Source organism: Streptomyces sp. HUAS ZL42 (genome assembly GCF_040782645.1).
Lineage (GTDB): Bacteria > Actinomycetota > Actinomycetes > Streptomycetales > Streptomycetaceae > Streptomyces.
The window spans coordinates 1,713,146-1,731,089 of sequence record NZ_CP160403.1 but is presented as its reverse complement, the minus strand read 5'-3'; the positions used below and the strand labels follow the sequence as shown (position 1 = coordinate 1,731,089).

Annotated in this window: 15 protein-coding genes and 2 pseudogenes; 12 read left to right on the top strand and 5 right to left on the bottom strand. The window is 72.3% G+C overall.

What is annotated here, in order from left to right:
• Nucleotides 1-28 precede the first annotated feature (28 nt).
• The 5 genes and pseudogenes from ABZO29_RS08090 to ABZO29_RS08070 all read left to right on the top strand — a co-directional run bounded on the left by ABZO29_RS08090 (nucleotide 29) and on the right by ABZO29_RS08070 (nucleotide 7,365).
• Nucleotides 29-1,204: an NAD(P)/FAD-dependent oxidoreductase gene (locus tag ABZO29_RS08090; RefSeq protein WP_367319458.1), complete on the top strand. Its 1,176-nt coding sequence runs from the start codon at nucleotides 29-31 to the stop codon at nucleotides 1,202-1,204.
• Between the two features lie 38 nt (nucleotides 1,205-1,242).
• Nucleotides 1,243-2,058, top strand: a complete 816-nt coding sequence (locus ABZO29_RS08085; protein ID WP_367319457.1) for a DUF427 domain-containing protein — start codon at nucleotides 1,243-1,245, stop codon at nucleotides 2,056-2,058.
• 136 nt (nucleotides 2,059-2,194) lie between these two features.
• Nucleotides 2,195-5,569: a pyruvate carboxylase gene (locus tag ABZO29_RS08080; RefSeq protein WP_367319456.1), complete on the top strand. Its 3,375-nt coding sequence runs from the start codon at nucleotides 2,195-2,197 to the stop codon at nucleotides 5,567-5,569.
• A 79-nt stretch (nucleotides 5,570-5,648) separates the two neighbouring features.
• Nucleotides 5,649-6,599, top strand: coding sequence for an XdhC family protein (locus ABZO29_RS08075; protein WP_367319455.1), 951 nt, complete (start codon nucleotides 5,649-5,651; stop codon nucleotides 6,597-6,599).
• Between the two features lie 234 nt (nucleotides 6,600-6,833).
• Nucleotides 6,834-7,365 (top strand): annotated as a pseudogene (locus tag ABZO29_RS08070) (sigma-70 family RNA polymerase sigma factor).
• 1 nt (nucleotide 7,366) lies between these two features.
• Here ABZO29_RS08070 and ABZO29_RS08065 read toward each other — a convergent pair.
• From ABZO29_RS08065 to ABZO29_RS08045, 5 genes are read right to left on the bottom strand one after another with little or no spacing between them, the layout of a single operon-like run.
• Entirely contained in the window at nucleotides 7,367-7,771 is a 405-nt protein-coding gene (locus ABZO29_RS08065; RefSeq protein WP_367319454.1) for a (2Fe-2S) ferredoxin domain-containing protein, read from the bottom strand.
• Nucleotides 7,772-7,773: 2 nt separating this feature from the next.
• The gene (locus ABZO29_RS08060) at nucleotides 7,774-8,313 is read right to left on the bottom strand and encodes an NUDIX hydrolase family protein (protein WP_367319453.1); all 540 of its coding nucleotides are present in this window, start codon (nucleotides 8,311-8,313) and stop codon (nucleotides 7,774-7,776) included.
• 15 nt (nucleotides 8,314-8,328) lie between these two features.
• Entirely contained in the window at nucleotides 8,329-9,450 is a 1,122-nt protein-coding gene (locus ABZO29_RS08055; protein WP_367319452.1) for an amidohydrolase family protein, read from the bottom strand.
• A 1-nt stretch (nucleotide 9,451) separates the two neighbouring features.
• Nucleotides 9,452-10,855, bottom strand: a complete 1,404-nt coding sequence (locus ABZO29_RS08050) for a glutamine synthetase (RefSeq protein WP_367319451.1) — start codon at nucleotides 10,853-10,855, stop codon at nucleotides 9,452-9,454.
• A gap of 30 nt (nucleotides 10,856-10,885) precedes the next feature.
• The gene (locus tag ABZO29_RS08045) at nucleotides 10,886-11,683 is read right to left on the bottom strand and encodes an SAM-dependent methyltransferase (RefSeq protein WP_367319450.1); all 798 of its coding nucleotides are present in this window, start codon (nucleotides 11,681-11,683) and stop codon (nucleotides 10,886-10,888) included.
• Between the two features lie 156 nt (nucleotides 11,684-11,839).
• Here ABZO29_RS08045 and ABZO29_RS08040 point away from each other — a divergent pair, with 156 nt between their 5' ends.
• The 7 genes and pseudogenes from ABZO29_RS08040 (at nucleotide 11,840) to ABZO29_RS08010 (ending at nucleotide 17,923) form a co-directional block, all read left to right on the top strand.
• A complete protein-coding gene (locus ABZO29_RS08040; protein WP_367319449.1) occupies nucleotides 11,840-12,694 on the top strand; it encodes a Cof-type HAD-IIB family hydrolase in 855 nt (284 codons plus the stop codon).
• A gap of 329 nt (nucleotides 12,695-13,023) precedes the next feature.
• A pseudogene (locus tag ABZO29_RS08035) lies at nucleotides 13,024-13,344 on the top strand (histidine kinase); the annotation flags it as partial.
• Between the two features lie 160 nt (nucleotides 13,345-13,504).
• Complete coding sequence (locus tag ABZO29_RS08030; RefSeq protein ID WP_367326074.1) at nucleotides 13,505-13,840, top strand: sensor histidine kinase; 336 nt, start codon at nucleotides 13,505-13,507, stop codon at nucleotides 13,838-13,840.
• Nucleotides 13,841-13,953: 113 nt separating this feature from the next.
• Nucleotides 13,954-14,595: a helix-turn-helix domain-containing protein gene (locus ABZO29_RS08025; RefSeq protein ID WP_367326073.1), complete on the top strand. Its 642-nt coding sequence runs from the start codon at nucleotides 13,954-13,956 to the stop codon at nucleotides 14,593-14,595.
• Nucleotides 14,596-14,640: 45 nt separating this feature from the next.
• Nucleotides 14,641-15,975 (top strand): M24 family metallopeptidase, encoded by a 1,335-nt coding sequence (locus tag ABZO29_RS08020; RefSeq protein WP_367319448.1) that lies wholly within the window; start codon nucleotides 14,641-14,643, stop codon nucleotides 15,973-15,975.
• A complete protein-coding gene (locus tag ABZO29_RS08015; protein ID WP_367319447.1) occupies nucleotides 15,975-16,955 on the top strand; it encodes a thiamine pyrophosphate-dependent dehydrogenase E1 component subunit alpha in 981 nt (326 codons plus the stop codon). Before ABZO29_RS08020 ends, ABZO29_RS08015 begins: the two co-directional genes overlap by 1 nt.
• Nucleotides 16,943-17,923 carry an alpha-ketoacid dehydrogenase subunit beta gene (locus ABZO29_RS08010; RefSeq protein WP_367319446.1) on the top strand — a complete coding sequence of 327 codons (981 nt, stop codon included), beginning with the start codon at nucleotides 16,943-16,945 and terminating at the stop codon, nucleotides 17,921-17,923. Before ABZO29_RS08015 ends, ABZO29_RS08010 begins: the two co-directional genes overlap by 13 nt.
• The last annotated feature ends 21 nt before the right edge of the window (nucleotides 17,924-17,944 follow it).

Below are 17,944 nucleotides of genomic sequence, written 5' to 3'. Positions count from 1 at the left end.
GCGCCGGCCTTCGGAAGGGATGGTCCCCTTGCCCACCTCAGCCGCCTTCCGCACCGTTCCGCCGACCGCCGACGTCGTGATCGTCGGCGGTGGGGTGATGGGTGCCGGCACCGCCTTCCACCTCGCCGAGGCCGGCGTGACCGACATCGTCGTGGTCGAGCGCGGGGACCTCGCCTGCGGCAGCTCGGGCAAACCGATCGGCGGGGTGCGCGCCCAGTTCTCCGATCCGCTCAACATCGAACTGGGCAGCCGGAGCCTGCGCGCCTTCCAGGACTTCCCGCACCGTCCCGGCGCCGACATCCGCCTCGACAGCGTGGGCTACCTCTTCCTGCTCACCACCGACCGGCAGGCCGCCGACTTCGAGGCAGGTGTCGGGATCCAGAACGGACTGGGCGTCCCGAGCCGCATGATCGGCCCCGAGGAGGCGCGACGCCTGTGCCCCTACATCAGCACCGAGGGTCTGGTCGCCGCCACCTACTCGCCCACCGACGGACACGCCCGCCCCGGCCTGGTCGTCCACGGATACGCCGACGCCGCGGCCCGGGCCGGCGTCGTTTTCGCCACGCGCACCGAAGTGACCGGCATCGACACGGCCGGCGACCGGGTCACCGCCGTCCACACCGACCGCGGCCGCATCGCCTGTTCCACCGTCATCTGTACGGCGGGCGCCTGGTCGGCCCGGATCGGCGACATGGCCGGCGTCGACCTGCCGGTGCGGCCGGTGCGCCGCCAGCTCGCCTTCACCGAGCCGCTCACGCCCCCGGCGCCCCGCATCCCCTTCACCATCGACTTCTCGTCGTCGGCCTACTTCCACAACAGCGACGACGGCCTGCTGTTCGGCCTGGCCGACCCCGACCAGCCGGACGGCTTCGACACCACCTGGACCCCGCGGTGGCTGGAGCTCTTCCGGGACGTCGTACGCCATCGGGCCCCCGAGCTGGCCGCCATGCGGACGGCCGGCGGCTGGGCCGGACTGTACGAGGTCACCCCCGACCACAACGCCCTCATCGGCCGCTCCGGCGAACTGCCCAACTTCCTTTACGCCACGGGGTTCTCCGGCCACGGCTTCCTCCAGGCCCCCGCCGTCGGCGAGATCATGCGCGACCTGTGCCTGGAGCGCGAACCGTTCGTCGACATCTCCCCGCTCAACGCCGACCGCTTCCGGACCGGGGCCGAGGCCCGTCCCGAAGCCCACGTGGTGTGAGTTCCCGTCAGCCGACGCAAGCCGAAGGAGAACCGGTCATGACCACATTCCCCACCGCACGCGCCGTCAGGACCACCCCGGAAGGCCTGCTGTGGGAGCCCAGCGAGCGCTGGGTACGCGGACGCAAGGGCCAGGTGACCGTCGTCGACAGCCGGCACCCCGTCCTCGTCTGGGAACCGGGTGTCCCCGTCCCGCTGTACGCGTTCCCCCGCGCGGACGTCCGTGAGGACCTGCTCCGCCCCGCGAAGAACCCGCCGACGGGCGCCCACACCGGATCACAGGTCTTCTACGACCTCGAGATCGAGGGCGACCTGCTGGAGAACGCCGCCTGGACGTTCCCCGCGCCCGACCTGGCCGACCACATCGCCTTCGAGTGGTTCCGGCGCGTCGGCCGGGGGCTGGACCACTGGTACGAGGAGGAGGAAGAGATCTTCATCCACCCCCGCGACCCGCACAAACGGGTGGACGCCATCCCCAGCAGCCGCCACGTGAGCGTGGAGATCGACGGCACGGTCGTCGCCGACACCCGCCGCCCGGTGCTGCTCTTCGAGACCGGCCTGCCCACGCGGTACTACATCCCGCGCGAGGACGTCCGCCTCGACCTGCTCGAACCCACCGACAACAGCACCGGCTGCCCCTACAAGGGAACGGCCGAGTACTGGTCGTGGCAGGGCGCCGCCGATGTGCCGCCGAACGTCGTCTGGAGCTACCCGGCCCCGCTGCCGGCGGTCGGCCCGATCAAGGGACTGCTCGCCTTCTACAACGAGGCGGTCGACATCACCGTCGACGGCGAACGCCTGGAGCGCCCCGTCACGCCGTTCACCAGGATGCTCTCGGAGCGGCCATCGGCGTGACCATGACGTTCACGGAACTCTCCCCGGCAGCGCCCGGCGCTGCCGGTGTCTCCACATGAGTGGCCCGGCTCACATGGCGTGTCGCGGGCGTCGCCGACACCATGGTGGACGTCACCGGCAGGCGAAGGGATCCAGGATGTTCCGCAAGGTGCTGGTAGCCAACCGCGGTGAGATCGCGATTCGTGCGTTCCGCGCAGGCTATGAGCTGGGCGCGAGGACGGTCGCCGTCTTCCCGCACGAGGACCGCAACTCGCTGCACCGGCTGAAGGCCGACGAGGCCTACGAGATCGGCGAGCCGGGGCACCCCGTGCGGGCCTACCTCTCCGTCGACGAGATAGTGCGTGCCGCACGCCGGGCGGGAGCGGACGCGGTCTATCCCGGCTACGGGTTCCTCTCCGAGAACCCGGAGCTCGCGCGCGCCTGCGAGGAGGCGGGCATCACCTTCGTCGGGCCGAGCGCGGACACGCTCGAGCTCACCGGGAACAAGGCGCGCGCGGTGGCCGCCGCCCGCGCGGCCGGTGTACCGGTGCTGGGCTCCTCGGCGCCCTCCACCGACGTCGACGAGCTGGTCCGTGCCGCCGAGGACATCGGCTTCCCGGTGTTCGTCAAGGCGGTCGCCGGCGGCGGCGGGCGCGGAATGCGGCGGGTGGAGGACCCGGCCCAGCTGCGCGAGTCCATCGAGGCGGCCGCCCGCGAGGCGGCGTCCGCCTTCGGCGACGCGACCGTCTTCCTGGAGAAGGCCGTCGTCGAACCCCGCCACATCGAGGTGCAGATCCTCGCCGACGGGCAGGGCAACGTCATCCACCTGTTCGAGCGCGACTGTTCGGTGCAGCGCCGCCACCAGAAGGTCATCGAGCTGGCGCCCGCCCCGAACCTCGACCCGGCACTGCGCGAGCGCATCTGCGCCGACGCCGTACGGTTCGCCCGGGAGATCGGCTACCGCAACGCCGGCACCGTGGAGTTCCTGCTCGACCGCGACGGCAACCACGTCTTCATCGAGATGAACCCGCGCATCCAGGTCGAGCACACGGTGACCGAGGAGGTCACCGACGTCGACCTCGTGCAGGCGCAGCTGCGCATCGCCTCCGGCGAGACGCTGGACGACCTCGGCCTGTCCCAGGAGACGGTCACCCTGCGCGGCGCCGCACTGCAGTGCCGTATCACCACCGAGGACCCCGCCAACGGCTTCCGCCCGGACACCGGCCGTATCAGCGCCTACCGCTCACCCGGCGGCTCGGGCATCCGTCTCGACGGCGGCACCACCCACGCCGGTACGGAGATCAGCGCGCACTTCGACTCGATGCTGGTCAAGCTCACCTGCCGGGGCCGCGACTTCCAGGCCGCGATCGGCCGCGCCCGGCGTGCCGTGGCCGAGTTCCGCATCCGTGGCGTGGCCACGAACATCCCGTTCCTGCAGGCCGTCCTCGACGACCCGGACTTCCAGGCCGGCCAGGTCACCACGTCGTTCATCGAACAGCGCCCGCACCTGCTCACCGCCCGCCACTCCGCCGACCGCGGCACCAAGCTGCTCACCTACCTGGCCGACGTCACGGTGAACAAGCCGCACGGCGAACGCCCCGAGCTGATCGAGCCGATCACCAAGCTGCCGCCCGTTCCCGTCGGCGAGCCGCCGGCCGGCTCCCGGCAGCGGCTCGCCGAGCTCGGCCCGGAGGGGTTCGCCCGGTGGCTGCGGGAGTCGCCCACCATCGGCGTCACCGACACCACCTTCCGCGACGCCCACCAGTCGCTGCTGGCCACCCGCGTCCGCACCAAGGACCTGCTCGCCGTCGCCCCCACGGTGGCGAGCACCCTGCCCCAGCTGCTGTCCCTCGAGTGCTGGGGCGGCGCCACCTACGACGTGGCGCTGCGCTTCCTCGCCGAGGACCCCTGGGAGCGCCTGGCCGCCCTGCGCGAGGCCGTACCCAACATCTGCCTGCAGATGCTGCTGCGCGGCCGCAACACCGTGGGCTACACCCCGTACCCGACGGAGGTGACCGACGCCTTCGTGCAGGAGGCCGCCGCCACCGGCATCGACATCTTCCGCATCTTCGACGCCCTCAACGACGTCGGCCAGATGCGCCCCGCCATCGACGCCGTACGCGAGACCGGAACGGCGATCGCCGAGGTCGCCCTCTGCTACACCTCCGACCTGTCCGACCCGAACGAGCGCCTCTACACCCTCGACTACTACCTCCGCCTCGCCGAGCAGATCGTCGAGGCGGGCGCCCACGTCCTGGCCGTCAAGGACATGGCGGGCCTGCTGCGCGCCCCGGCCGCAGCGAAGCTCGTGTCCGCGCTGCGCAGGGAGTTCGACCTCCCCGTGCACCTGCACACCCACGACACCGCGGGCGGCCAGCTCGCCACCTACCTCGCCGCGATCCAGGCCGGCGCGGACGCGGTCGACGGCGCGGTGGCCTCCATGGCCGGCACCACCTCGCAGCCGTCGCTGTCGGCGATCGTCGCCGCGACCGACCACTCCGAACGGCCCACCGGCCTCGACCTGCAGGCGGTCGGCGACCTGGAGCCGTACTGGGAGAGCGTCCGCAAGATCTACGCCCCCTTCGAGGCGGGCCTGGCCTCGCCGACCGGGCGCGTCTACCACCACGAGATCCCCGGCGGGCAGCTCTCCAACCTGCGCACCCAGGCCATCGCCCTCGGTCTCGGCGACCGCTTCGAGGCCATCGAGGCGATGTACGCCGCCGCCGACCGGATCCTCGGCCGCCTGGTGAAGGTCACCCCGTCCTCGAAGGTGGTCGGAGACCTGGCCCTGCACCTGGTGGGCGCCGATGTGGCCCCCGACGACTTCGAGGCGACACCGAACAGGTTCGACATCCCCGACTCCGTCATCGGCTTCCTGCGCGGCGAGCTGGGCAACCCGCCCGGCGGCTGGCCGGAGCCGTTCCGCACCAAGGCCCTGGAGGGCCGTGCCGACCCCAAGCCCGTGCAGGAGCTGTCCGCGGACGACCGCACGGGTCTTGCCAAGGAGCGTCGCGCCACGCTCAACCGGCTGCTCTTCCCCGGGCCGACGCGCGAGTACGAGAACCACCGCCAGAACTTCGGCGACACCAGCGTGCTGGACAGCAAGGACTTCTTCTACGGACTGCGTCCCGGGAAGGAGTACGCCGTCGACCTCGAACCCGGCGTGCGGCTGCTGATCGAGCTGCAGGCGGTCGGCGAGGCCGACGAACGCGGTATGCGCACCGTGATGTCCACCCTGAACGGCCAGCTGCGGCCCATCCAGGTCCGGGACAAGGCGGCGGCCTCCGACATGCCGGTGACCGAGAAGGCCGACCGGACCAACCCGGGCCATGTCGCCGCGCCGTTCGCCGGTGTCGTCACGCTCTCGGTGGCCGAGGGCGACGAGGTGGCGGCCGGCGCCACCGTGGCCACCATCGAGGCGATGAAGATGGAGGCCGCGATCACCGCCCCGAACGCGGGCCGGGTCACCAGGCTGGCCATCAACAGGATCCAGCAGGTCGAGGGCGGTGATCTGCTCGTCGCCATCGAGTGAGGTGCCCGTCCCGGCCGAGTACGCTGATCAACGACCTGCCGGTCGGTGAACTCCGCCGGTGACGAGGAGGCCCACGATCATGCGCGAGGTGGCGGACACGGCACGGCGGTGGGCGGCCGAGGGACGAACGGCCGTCCTCGCCCGGCCGCTCACCGAGAAGGGTTTCGGCCCCAAGCGGCCCGAGGACGCGCTCCTGGTCGACGAGGCGGGACACTGCCGAGGCAGTCTGTACCGCGGGGCCTTCGACCGCCAGCTGGTCGCGGAGGCGGCCGCGCTCGTGGAGAGCGGCGCAGGCGCCCGTGTCTGCGAGGTGGCCGTGCACGACGACGCGGTCAAGGAGGCACGGCTGACCTGTGGCGGACAGGCCGAGATCCTGCTTCAGGCCCTGCACACCGTGCCCGCCCGCTGGTGGGACCTGCTGGCCGAGGGTGCCGACGCCGCGCTGGTCACCGAACTGGACGACGACCGGACCCGGGCCGTCAGCACGGTCGTCGTCCCCGGCCCACCGGAGGGGGACGACCGGGCCGCCGAGAAGGCCCGCCGGCTGCTCGCCCGGCACCGAGCCGGGCGCGAGGCCGGGCCCACGGACGCCGGGTTCGTCCTGATCGAGACCTGCCCGGCCGTTTTGCACCTGGTCGTCGTCGGCGAGGGCGAGCTCGCCGAACTCCTCGTCGCCCAGGCACACTTGCTGGGCTGGGAGGCCACGGTCACCACCGCCGAGCAGCAGGTCCGCGATCTGCTCGCCGACCGCCCGGCCGCCGCCTGTCTGATCGTGCTCAGCCACGAGCCCGACCTCGATGTCCCCGCACTGCACACCGCGCTCGGCACCGGCATCCCCTATGTCGGGGCGCTGGGCTCCCGCCACACCCAGGACCGCCGCGCCGGCGCGCTCCTCGAGGCGGGCCTGAACGAGGAGCAACTGCGCCGCATCCACGGCCCGATCGGCCTCGACGTCGGCGCCCGCACCCCCGCGGAGACGGCCCTGGCGATCTGCGCCGAGGTACTCACCGCACTCGCCCGGCCCTCCTGAAACCGGCAGTGAGCCGGGGCATCCTGTGGGTTCCCCCAACCGCCCGTGACGCCAGGAACGGGCTGCCACGATGAGGCCCGTGACGACTCCCACTGCCCCGCCCTCCCAGTACGCGAAGGCCGCCGGACATCGCAGGGCCGCCAAGGCGGGGAAAGCAGAGAACCCCGGAAGACGACGACCTTCGAGAAGTCCGAGAAGGGTGCGAGGACCGACGAGTCGGCGACCGCGTGGGCGCTGGCCGCCCGTACCGGTGACGGGGACGCCGTCGACCGTTTCGTGCGCTCCCTGCACCGTGACGTGCTGCGGTACGTCGTCCATCTGTGCGCTGATCCGCAGGCGGCGGACGACCTCGTACAGGACACGTTCCTGCGTGCGTTGACGGGCCTGCACCGGTTCGAGGGGCGCTCGTCGGCCCGGTCCTGGCTGCTGTCCATCCATCGCGCGGCGCGCGGTGATCGACAGCTATCGGCGCTCCGCCGCCCGGCCGCGGTTGTCGGACGTGGCGGACTGGACGCTGGCCGTGGAGCTGGCGCAACCGCGCGGTCTGCCCGGCTTCGACGACGGCGTCGCTCTGCTGGATCTGCTGGCGGCGCTGCCGGACGAGCGCCGGGAGGCGTTCGTCCTGACGCAACTGCTCGGTCTGCCCTACGCGGAGGCCGCGCAGCTGAGCGACTGCCCGGTCGGCACGGTCCGCTCCCGTGTCGCCCGGGCCCGGGCGACCCTCATGGACCTGCTGGCCGAGGCGAACGGAGCGGCGGCGCGGTGAGTCACCGGCGCGTCCGGGCCCGTGCCTCGCGCGGCGGCCGGACGAACTGCAGCTCCAGCGTGACCGGAGGCTCGGCGACGCCGGGCCCGCCCGCGGCGGCCCAGTCCAGCAGGTCGTCCGTGCAGTCCTCGCCCGACGCGAAGCCGATCCAGACGGGCCGGGCCCCCGCCAGGCGCCCGGCCGTGGAGGGCTGTACGACGACCACGTTGGCCTGGTCGCAGGGGCCCAGGCAGTCCGTCGTACGGACGGTGAATCGTCCGTCCGAGGCGGCCGCGCCGGCGCGCAGCCGGTCGAGCTGCCAGACGTGATCGTCGTCCGGATACTTGCGGGGGTTGCCGCAGCAGCAGCCCCGGCACACCACGAGGGTGCACGGCCGCTGCCCGGCCCGTATCGCGGACCGGCTCACGTTCAGGACGCCGACAGGCCGACGTGGGCCAGAGCCTGCCGGAGGAGGAAGCCGTGCCCGCCCGGCATCTCGCTCTGCACCGCCGGCGACGCCGCCTCCTGCGGGCTGAACCACACCAGGTCGAGGGCGTCCTGCCGGGGCCGGCAGTCGCCGGTCACCGGGACGATGTAGGCGAGGGACACCGCGTGCTGACGCGGGTCGTGGTACGGCGTGATGCCCTGCGTCGGGAAGTACTCGGCGACGGTGAAGGGCTGCAGCGAGGTCGGGACGCGGGGCAGGGCCACCGGACCGAGGTCCTTCTCCAGGTGGCGCAGGAGTGCGTCGCGGACCCGCTCGTGGTGCAGCACCCGCCCCGAGACCAGGGTCCGGTTGACATTGCCGTCCGGTCCGATGCGGAGCAGCAGTCCGATGCTGGTGACTTCACCGCTGTCGTCGACGCGCACGGGCACGGCCTCGACGTACAGGATCGGCATGCGGGCGCGTGCCAGTTCGAGCTCGTCGGGCGTCAGCCAACCGGGCGTGGTCTCAGTCGTGTCAGACATTGCTTGATCATACTTTCAGGAGGGGCCGGAAAGACGGTAGACCTGGCGCGCATTGTGTGCTCCCGCCCACTCCGCGATCCGCAGCGCGTCGGGCAGGCTCAGCTCGTCGGTGTCCACCCGGTCCTGGAGCAGCTCGGCCAGGCCCCGGCGGAAGGACAGCGCGCCGAGCCAGTAGAACTCGGCCACACCGTAGGCGTCGGAGCTGTACAGCAGTTTGCGGAACGGGGTGATCTCGAGTGCTTCCTCCAGCACCGCCCGTGCCCGGGCCGGGCCGACGTGGTGCAGGGTGAGGCCGACGTCGAGGTACACCTGCTCGAAGACCGCGGCCAGATAGGCGGCCTGACGCTGGTAGGGCCAGCAGTGCAGAAGCAGCACCGGGATCGTGCCGGCAGTGAGATGAAGCCAGTCGGTGAGGTGGGTGGGATCCACCCGGTGCAGCCGGATGTCGTTGTCGCCGAAGCCGGTGTGGAGCTGGAGCGGCAGCCCGAGTTCGACCGCGGTCCACAGCAGATGCCGTACGAGGACCGGATCGGCCAGCCGGCCGCCCCCCTCCGCGAGCCACCGTCGCGCCGCCTCCGTGACCTCCGTGTCCGACGGGCGGGCCGGGGCCAGGTCGAAGCCGGTGCGGTACGCGGCGACGGACTTCACACCGACCACCCCCGGCCGCCGTACCGCTTCCTGGGCGGCAGCGCGGAACGCCTCGGCGTACTCGTCCGGTTCGACGCCTTTCGCGGCCACCGCCTCGGCGACGTTTTCCAGCCGTACGACCTCGTAGGCATCGTCCCCCGCGAGCTCGGCCGGGGTGGTGATGCGGTCGGGGACGTACCCGGTGTCGACACAGAACGTGCCGGTGCCCGAGGCGGCGAGGAACCGCCGGTTCACCTCGCGCCAGCCCAGCTCGGCCCGTCGTGCCGTGTACTCGTCGGCGGGGGCGTGACGTGCCAGGTCCAGCAGGGGCGCGCAGTGCCGGCGCACGGCCACGCCCACCGGGCTGTCGAAGGCCGAGACGCCGGGCCAGGCCTCGCCCTCGGTGAGCAGCGACTCGAAGCCCGCCCGGTCCAGGTCGGCGGTGACCACGCCGTGGCAGTGGTGGTCGACCAGCCTCAGCTCGCCCAGGGCCTCGTGGACCGCGCTCACGTCAGTACTTCCAGCGGTACGCCGCCGCCACCTGCTCGTCGTCCAGCCCCTGCACGGCCGCGATCTCCCCCTGGCGTACGGCGATCACCGCGTCCGCGAGGACGGGGCCGAGCGCGGACCGCAGCCGTTCGTCCTTGCGGAACTCCTCGACGGCCTCCGCCAGCGAGACCGGCAGCCGGCGCACTCCGCGGGCCGCCGCCTCCTCGGCGCCGAACCGGACCGGATCCCCGGTGATCTCGCCTGGCAGGGGCGCCGCCGACGCCAGTCCGTCCAGGCCCGCGGTGATGAGGCAGCCGAGCGCTAGATACGGGTTGGCGGCCAGGTCGACGGGCTTCACCTCGAGGTTCGCCTGCTGGTCGCGGTGGCCGGCGGTGCCGGTGACGACGCGCAGCGCGGACTCGCGGGTCTCCAGGCCCCAGGCGGTGAACACGCCCGCCCACTGGGAGGGTTTGAGCCGCAGATAGCTGGCGGGGCTCGGCGCGGTGACGGCCGTCAGGGCGGGGAGGTGGGCGAGGACACCGGCCGCGAAGGACTCGGCGTCGGCCGTCATGCCGTGGCGGCGGTCGCCGCCGGAGTGGAGGTTGGAGTCGCCGTGCCAGGCGGAGAGGTGGACGTGGCCGCCGTTGCCGACGCCCTCGGCGAAGACGGCGGGGGAGAAGGACACCTTCAGCCCGTGGCGTTGCGTCACCGCTCGGACGGTCTGCCGCACCAGCACACTGCGGTCGGCCGCCGCCACCGGGTCGAGCGCGCCCACCGAGATCTCGAACTGCCCGGCCGCGTACTCGGGATGAACCTGGTCGACGTCCACCCCCTGCGCCGCGAGCGCCGCCAGGAGGTCGGCGAGGTAGTCGCTCAGCTCCACCTGCCGGGTGGCCCCGTACGCCGGACCCGACACCGCCGGCACGAACTCCCCGTCGGGCGCCGAACCCAGCCCCACCGCCCACTCGATCTCGATGCCCGCGCGGAAGGTGAGGCCGTGCTCCTGGGCGGCGTCGGCGACGACCCTGCGCAGGAAGGTCCGGCTGCACCCGGGATGCCGCTCGCCCTCCTGAGTGATCCGGTCCACCGGCGCCCACGCCCACCCCGGCTGCCCGGCCAGCACGACCAGCCGGCCGAGGTCGGGGTAGAGGCGCAGATCGCCGTCGGGGGAGCCGAGCACGTCGGTCGTGACGATGTGGTCATTGGCCAGGAAGGTGTCGAACACCGGTGACATCCCGACGCCCCAGGCCGCGGCCGAGGCCAGCCGGGCCGTGGGGACCGTCTTCACCCGGCCGATGCCGGCGGTGTCGACGTACGCCAGGACGATCCCGTGCACGCCCCGCCCGGTCAGCTCCCCGCTCAGCGCGGTGGCCCGCTCGGCGTCGCCGGGGCGTCCGCCGGGCACGGGGTCGGCCAGGGTGGTCATACGTCCTCCACGGTCCGCAGGTCCTGCCCGTCAGGGTTTCACGGCCACCCCGCCGTACTGCGGCACCACGGCCGGGGAGCCGGGCTCGGCACGCCATTGAGAACATGACACCAGGCCCGGTTCGAGCAGCTCGAGACCCTCGAAGAAGGCGGCGATCTCCTCGCCGCTGCGGGCGGTGATCGGCGGAGTGGCGTTCTCGTTCCAGAACTTCATCGCCGGGATCTGGCCCTCGCCGCCGACCTCGGAGTCGTGGGTGGGGTGGGTCAGCACGAGGTAACTGCCGGACGGCACCGCGGCCATGACGCGGCGCACGATGTCCAGCGCCTTCTCGGCGTCGAGCACGAAGTTCAGGATGCCGAGCAGCATGACCGCGACCGGCCGGTCGAAGTCGAGGATCTCCCCGGCCCGTTCGAGGATGGCGTCCGGGTCGTGCACGTCCGCGTCGATGTAGTCCGTGGCACCGTCGGCGGTGCCGGTCAGCAGGGTGCGGGCGTGGGCGAGCACGATCGGGTCGTTGTCGACGTACACGATCCGCGCGTCCGGCGCTATGCGCTGCGCTATCTCGTGGGTGTTGTCCGCCGTGGGCAGCCCGGTGCCGATGTCGAGGAACTGCCGCACCCCGCGCTCCCCGGCCAGGAACGTCACCGCCCGCCCCAGGAACCAGCGGTCCGCGCGCGCGATCTCCCGGATCAGCGGGAACATACCGGCGACGTGCTCGCCGACCTGCTGGTCGACCTCGTAGTTGTCCTTGCCGCCGATCCAGTAGTTCCAGACCCGTGCGTTGTGCGCCACACCGGTGTTGAGTCGCGCCCTTGCCTCGTCGGTCACGTCTCTTCCCTCTCCTCTTCCGCGCCGGGTTCCGCCGCCATTGTGCCGTCCGATGATCAGCATGTCCCGGGAATCGGCCGAGGCGGGCGGGCCGCGGAGCGGACGAACACCCCGGGTAGGGTGACGAGCGGCCCGTTCCCGTCCCGGAAGCAGGACATGCCCCACACGCCCTCGCCCCTCCTCGCGCCGGTGGACCTCCCCGCCGTCGCCGCCGACATCCGGCTCATAGTCACCGACATCGACGGCACGCTCCTGGACGACGACAAGCGGGCCCCGGCCGGACTTCGGGACGTCCTGAAGCAGTTGCGGGAGCGGGGCGTGCTGTTCAGTCCGGCGAGCGGGCGCCAGTACGCAACGCTGGCACGGGAGTTCGCCGACGTGGCCGAGGGCATGGTGTTCATCGCGGAGAACGGGGCGTACGTCGTGCGGGACGGGGTGGAGCTGAGCTCGGACCCGCTCGATCCCGGCGCCGCCGCCGACGTCGTACGGACCGTACGGCGACTCGTCGCCGACGGTGTCGACGTGGGAGCCGTCGTGTGCGGCAAGAGGTCCGCCTACGTCGAGTGGACCGACGAGGCGTTTCTGGCGGAAGTGCGCAAGTACTACGTCGAGCACCGGATCGTCGAGGACGTCACCGCCGTCGAGGACGGGATCACCAAGGTGGCTCTCTTCGATTTCGGGGCCGCGGAACGCTCCACCGCGCCGGCCCTGGAGGCCTTCACCGCCACCCACCAGGTCGTCGTCTCCGGCGAGCACTGGGTCGACGTCATGAACCGGACCGCCAACAAGGGCGCCGCCCTGCGCAGGCTTCAGGCGGAGCTGGGCATCACGCCCGCGCAGACCATGGTGTTCGGCGACTACCTCAACGACCTGGAGATGATGGACGCCGCCGAGTGGTCGTTCGCCATGGCCAACGCCCATCCCGAGGTCGTCCGGCGGGCCCGCCATCTGGCCCCGTCCAACAACGAGGACGGCGTCCTGCGCACCATCGCCCGCGTCCTGGACCTCTGACACCGAGCCCTCACGGAGGCGGCTGCGCCTGCCCGTGCTGCCAGGCCCACACCGCGATCTCCACGCGGTTCCGGGCGGCCAGCCGGAGCGCCGTCTGGCCGGCCTCGGCCGTGCTGCTCGTGGGGCTGGCCGCCCTGCTGTGGCCGGTCCGGCAACGACCCGAGTGGCTCACCCCGCAGGTGCGCACCGCCGTACCCGCTCTCCTCTCGGCCCTCTACACGGGGATCTCGCTGCTGTCCGGAGCAGAGAACCTTTTCGGGCCGGGCGAGGTCGTGATCCTGCTGTGCCTGCTGTTCGTCGCCGTACGGCACTGCCCACCGCGCTGGGCCATGGTGTGCGGCGCCCTCGACGTGGGCGCCCTGCTGCTCCTGCCGGTACGGACGTACGGGTCGGCGGGAGGTGACGCGCAGGGCTTCATGGCCCTCGGCCTGCTGCTGATCGGCCTGATCGCCGGGCTCGGCGCCTTCCTGCGTTCCCAGGACTACCGCCGCGCCGTCGCGGTGAGCGAGACACGCCGGGCGGAACGTCTCGCCATCGCCGCCGACCTGCACGGCTTCGTCGCCCACCATGTCACCGGCATCCTCGTGCAGACCCAGATGGCCCGCATGATGGCGGCCACCCAGCCGCAGGAGCTGGACCCCGTCCTGGCCGGCATCGAACGCGCCGCCACCGAGGCCCTGGCCTCCATGCGCCGCACGGTCGGGGTGCTGTGGGACACCGGCCCGGAGGCGGCCGACCGCCGCCCGGTGGGCGACCTGGCGGGCACGCCGACCTCACCGACGGCTTCGCGGCGCCGGGCCAGACGTCGCCCTGCACCGCGACCCCGCCCTGTCCGGCGACGTCCCGCAAGAGGTCCAGGCCGCGGCCTTCCGCGTCGTCCAGGAGGCACTGACCAACGTACGGCGGCACGCGGCCGACGCCACGCAGATCGCCGTCCGTCTGCGGCAGGGCGACGACCACCTGGAGGTGACCGTGTGCGACGACGGCCGCGGCGGCACCCAACTCCCGGACGCCGCGCACAGCGGCGGCTTCGGCCTCGTCGGCCTGAAGGAGCGGGTGACCGCACTGGGCGGGGAACTGCGGGCCGGTCCGCGGGCCGGGGACGGCTGGGAGGTCCGGGCGCTGTTTCCCGCGGGGAAGGCCTGAGGGGCGCTGCCGCCCACGGGGAACGTGAGCGCTCTCGCCCGCCGATCTGGTGCCGCGACGACCATCGGCTGTTCAATGAAGCTGCACATGTCCGGCAGAGAGAGGAGCCGCCCGTGTCCCCTGCCGCCGTGCCGTCGCTCGGCGCGCGGATCCGGCAGGCGCGCCTCGAGCGGGCGCTGAGCCTGCGCGGTCTCGCGCGGGAGATCGGGGTCTCCGCGAGCCTCGTCTCCCAGATCGAGACCGGCAAGAGCCAGCCTTCCGTGAGCACGCTGTACGCGATCACGACGGCGCTCGGCATCTCCGTGGAGTCCCTGTTCGACGCGCAGGACGGCGACACCGGGCCACCGCGGGCCGCCGGTCCACCCGGCGCCGTGCTGCACGCCCTCGCCGCGTTCGCCGCCGACCCCGGCCGCCGGATAGGCCCGCTGACCGGCCCGGACGAGCGGGAGGCGCTGGAGCTGGACTCCGGCGTGGTGTGGGAGCGGCTCGGTCATGTGCCGGGCGCGGACGTCGACTTCCTGCTGGTGACCTACCGCCCGGGCGGCTCCTCCTCCGGTTCGGGCGGTCTGATGCGGCACTCGGGCACCGAGTACGGCTATCTGACCTCGGGCGAACTCCTCCTCACCCTCGGTTTCGACGAGTACACACTGCGTCCCGGCGACGCGGTGTGCTTCGAGTCGACGACCCCGCACCGTTACCGCAACGATGGTGAGAAGCCCGCCGTGGGTGTCTGGTGCGTGTTCAGTAACACTTGACACCTCCGGGGTGCGGACGTTCACTCCGAAGTGGGGGTGGTCGCCATGGCGATCCGCACATTCGGACCCAGCGCCGTCGACTGGGAAGAGCGCATCGACCTGGACCGGCTGCGCAGACAGCGCCTGGCCCGGCTGCACGAGACCCTGAACCGCTCCGAGCTGGGCGCGGTGCTCGGCTTCGACTTCGCCAACATCCGCTACATGACGGCCACGCACATCGGCACCTGGGCGATGGACAAGCTGATCCGCTTCGCCCTGCTGGTGCGCGGCGGCGAGCCCGTCGTCTGGGACTTCGGCTCCGCCGCGCGCCACCACCAGCTCTACAACCCCTGGCTCGACTACAGCGACGGCAAGGGCGGCCCGCCCACCGGCGCCCGCGCCGGCATCTCCACCCTGCGCGGCGCCTTCCACCCGGACGCCGGGATCGCCCAGGACGTCGCCCGTAAGATCGCCGGCGAGCTGCGCGAGCACGGCGTGGCGGGTGAGCCGCTCGGCATCGATGTCGCCGAGATGCCCGTCCTCACCGCCCTGCGTGCCGAGGGCATCGACGTGGTCGACGGACAGCAGGTCTTCCTCGAGGCCCGGCGCCTCAAGACCGGCGACGAAATCGGCCTGCTCACCCAGGCGTGCGCGATGGTCGACGCGGCGTACGAGGAGCTGTACGGGTACCTGCGCCCCGGCGTGCGCGAGAACGAGTGCGTCGGGCTCGTGAGCAAGGTTCTGTACGACCTCGGCAGCGAGTACGTCGAGGGTGTCAACGCCATCTCGGGGGAACGCTGTTCACCGCACCCGCACGTCTACAGCGACCGTCTGATCCGCCCCGGCGACCCCGCCTTCTTCGACATCCTGCACAGCCACCTCGGCTACCGCACCTGCTACTACCGCACCTTCGCCGTCGGCAGCGCCTCCCGCGCGCAACGGGACGCGTATGTGCGCTGCCGGGAGTACATGGACCAGGCCATCGCCCTGGTCAGGCCCGGCGCCACCACCGCCGACATCGTCCAGGTCTGGCCGCGCGCCGAGGAGTTCGGCTTCCCCGACGAGACCGCCGCCTTCGCCCTCCAGTACGGCCACGGCGTCGGACTGTCCATCTGGGAGAAGCCCATCTTCAGCCGCCTCGTCTCGCTCGACCACCCCGAAGTCCTCGAAGAGGGCATGGTGTTCGCCCTGGAGACGTACTGGCCGGCCGCCGACGGCTGGTCCGCGGCCCGGATCGAGGAGGAACTGGTCGTCACCGCCGACGGCTGCGAGGTCATCACCAAGTTCCCCGCCGAGGAACTGCTGGTCGCGGGCCGCAAGTACTGGACGGTCGGCGGCGAGCTGAACACCCGGCGCGAGGCACAGTCCCACCTCAACACCCGTGGGAACGGGGGTTCTTGATGGCCGACCGCGACGAACTCCTCGCCCTGTACGAGCGGATGGCCGTCGTTCGCCGTACGGAGAAGGCCGCCCACGACCTGTTCCTGTCCGGGCTGGTCAAGGGCACCACCCACCTCGCCGCCGGTCAGGAGGCCGTCGCCGTGGGCGCGAGCGCCGCCCTGCGCGCCGACGACTACGTCTTCGCCACCTACCGGGGCCACCACCACGCGCTCGCACGGGGAGCCACTCCCGAGGAGTGCCTCGCGGAACTCATGAGCCGGGCCACGGGACTGTGCAGGGCCAAGGGCGGCTCCATGCACCTGACCAAGGCGTCCACGCACATGCTCGGCTCGTACGCCATCGTCGGCGCCCATCTGCCGATGGCGGTCGGCGCCGCCTGGTCCGCCCGGCTGCGCGGCACCGGGCAGATCGCGGTCGCCTTCTTCGGCGACGGCGCGACCAACATCGGCGCCTTCCACGAGTCGCTCAACCTGGCCGCCGTGTGGAAGCTGCCCGTGCTGTTCGTGTGCGAGAACAACCTCTACATGGAGTACACGCCCATCGCCGACGTCACGGCGGTCCCCCGGCCCGCCGCCGACCGGGCTCCCGCGTACGGCATCCCGGGCGAGACCGTCGACGGCAACGACGTCGAGGCCGTCCGGGAGGCGGTGACGCGGTTCGCACGGCGGGCCCGGGCGGGAGACGGGCCCGCCCTGCTGGAGGCGCTGACCTACCGGCACTTCGGGCACAGCCGCGCCGACCCGGCCACCTATCGCCCGGCCGAGGAGGTCGAACGCTGGCTCAAGCACGACCCGTTGGACGTCGCACGCGGGCGGCTGAGCGAACTGGGCGTGCCGCCGGAGACGGTCGCCGCCGCCGACGAACGCGCACGGGACGTCGTACAGCGGGCCGTCGAGGCGGCGAAGGCCGCGCCGCCGCCCGATCCGCGCGAGGCGCTGACCGACGTATGGGCCGACGGGGGTGCCGCATGGCGGACGTGATCACGTACCGGGAGGCGGTCGCCGAGGGCATCGCGCGGGAGATGCGGCGCGATCCCGCGGTGGTGTGCCTGGGCGAGGACATCGGCGAGGCCGGCGGGGTGTTCAAGACGACCGTGGGGCTGCTGAAGGAGTTCGGGCCCGAGCGGGTGTGGGACACGCCCATCTCGGAACAGGCCATCGTGGGTGCGGCGATGGGCGCCGCGATGACCGGGATGCGGCCCGTCGCCGAGATCATGTTCTCGGACTTCCTGGCCTGTTGCTGGGACTACCTCGCCAACGAGATACCGAAGGTGCGGTACATGACGGGCGGTCAGGTGACCGTGCCGCTCGTCGTGCGCACCGCCAACGGCGGCGGACTCGGCTTCGGCGCCCAGCACTCCCAGGCCACCGAGAACTGGGCGTTCACCGTGCCCGGCCTGAAGATCGCGGCACCGGCGACCCCGTCCGACGTGACCGGCATGATGGCGGCGGCGATCCGCAGCGACGACCCGGTCGTCTTCTTCGAGCACAAGGGCCTGCTGGCGAGCAAGGGCGCGCCCGCGCCGGCCGGCCACGTCGTCGAGCTCGGCCGCGCGGCCGTCGTCCGGGAGGGCGCCGACGTGACACTCGTGGCCCTCGCCTCGATGGTGCCGGTGGCCCTGAAGGCCGCGGACGACCTGGCCCGGGAGGGTGTCTCGGCCGAGGTCGTCGACCTGCGCAGCCTGGTCCCGCTGGACACCGCCACCGTCCTCGCCTCACTCGCCAGGACCTCGCGCCTCGTCACCGTCGAGGAGAACCCGTACCAGGGCGGCTGGGGCGCCACTGTCGTCTCGGTCGTCGCCGACGAAGGATTCGGCCTCCTGGACGCGCCCGTCCGGCGGGTGGCGGGGGAGTGCGTGCCGCTGCCGTTCGCCGACGCGCTCGAGGAGGAGGTCATCCCCACCGCAGACAAGGTCGTGACGGCCGTCCGGCACCTCACGGCGTACTGAACACCCCATGGGAGGAAGGGC

Excerpts from the sequence above, each read along its gene's own strand:
- ABZO29_RS08040 (WP_367319449.1), top strand. The coding sequence starts at position 11,840 with ATGCCCCACACGCCCTCGCCCCTCCTCGCGCCGGTGGACCTCCCCGCC.
- ABZO29_RS08020 (WP_367319448.1), top strand. The coding sequence starts at position 14,641 with ATGGCGATCCGCACATTCGGACCCAGCGCCGTCGACTGGGAAGAGCGC.
- ABZO29_RS08010 (WP_367319446.1), top strand. The coding sequence starts at position 16,943 with ATGGCGGACGTGATCACGTACCGGGAGGCGGTCGCCGAGGGCATCGCG.
- ABZO29_RS08085 (WP_367319457.1), top strand. The coding sequence starts at position 1,243 with ATGACCACATTCCCCACCGCACGCGCCGTCAGGACCACCCCGGAAGGC.
- ABZO29_RS08050 (WP_367319451.1), bottom strand. The coding sequence starts at position 10,855 with ATGACCACCCTGGCCGACCCCGTGCCCGGCGGACGCCCCGGCGACGCC.
- ABZO29_RS08080 (WP_367319456.1), top strand. The coding sequence starts at position 2,195 with ATGTTCCGCAAGGTGCTGGTAGCCAACCGCGGTGAGATCGCGATTCGT.
- ABZO29_RS08075 (WP_367319455.1), top strand. The coding sequence starts at position 5,649 with ATGCGCGAGGTGGCGGACACGGCACGGCGGTGGGCGGCCGAGGGACGA.
- ABZO29_RS08015 (WP_367319447.1), top strand. The coding sequence starts at position 15,975 with ATGGCCGACCGCGACGAACTCCTCGCCCTGTACGAGCGGATGGCCGTC.
- ABZO29_RS08060 (WP_367319453.1), bottom strand. The coding sequence starts at position 8,313 with ATGTCTGACACGACTGAGACCACGCCCGGTTGGCTGACGCCCGACGAG.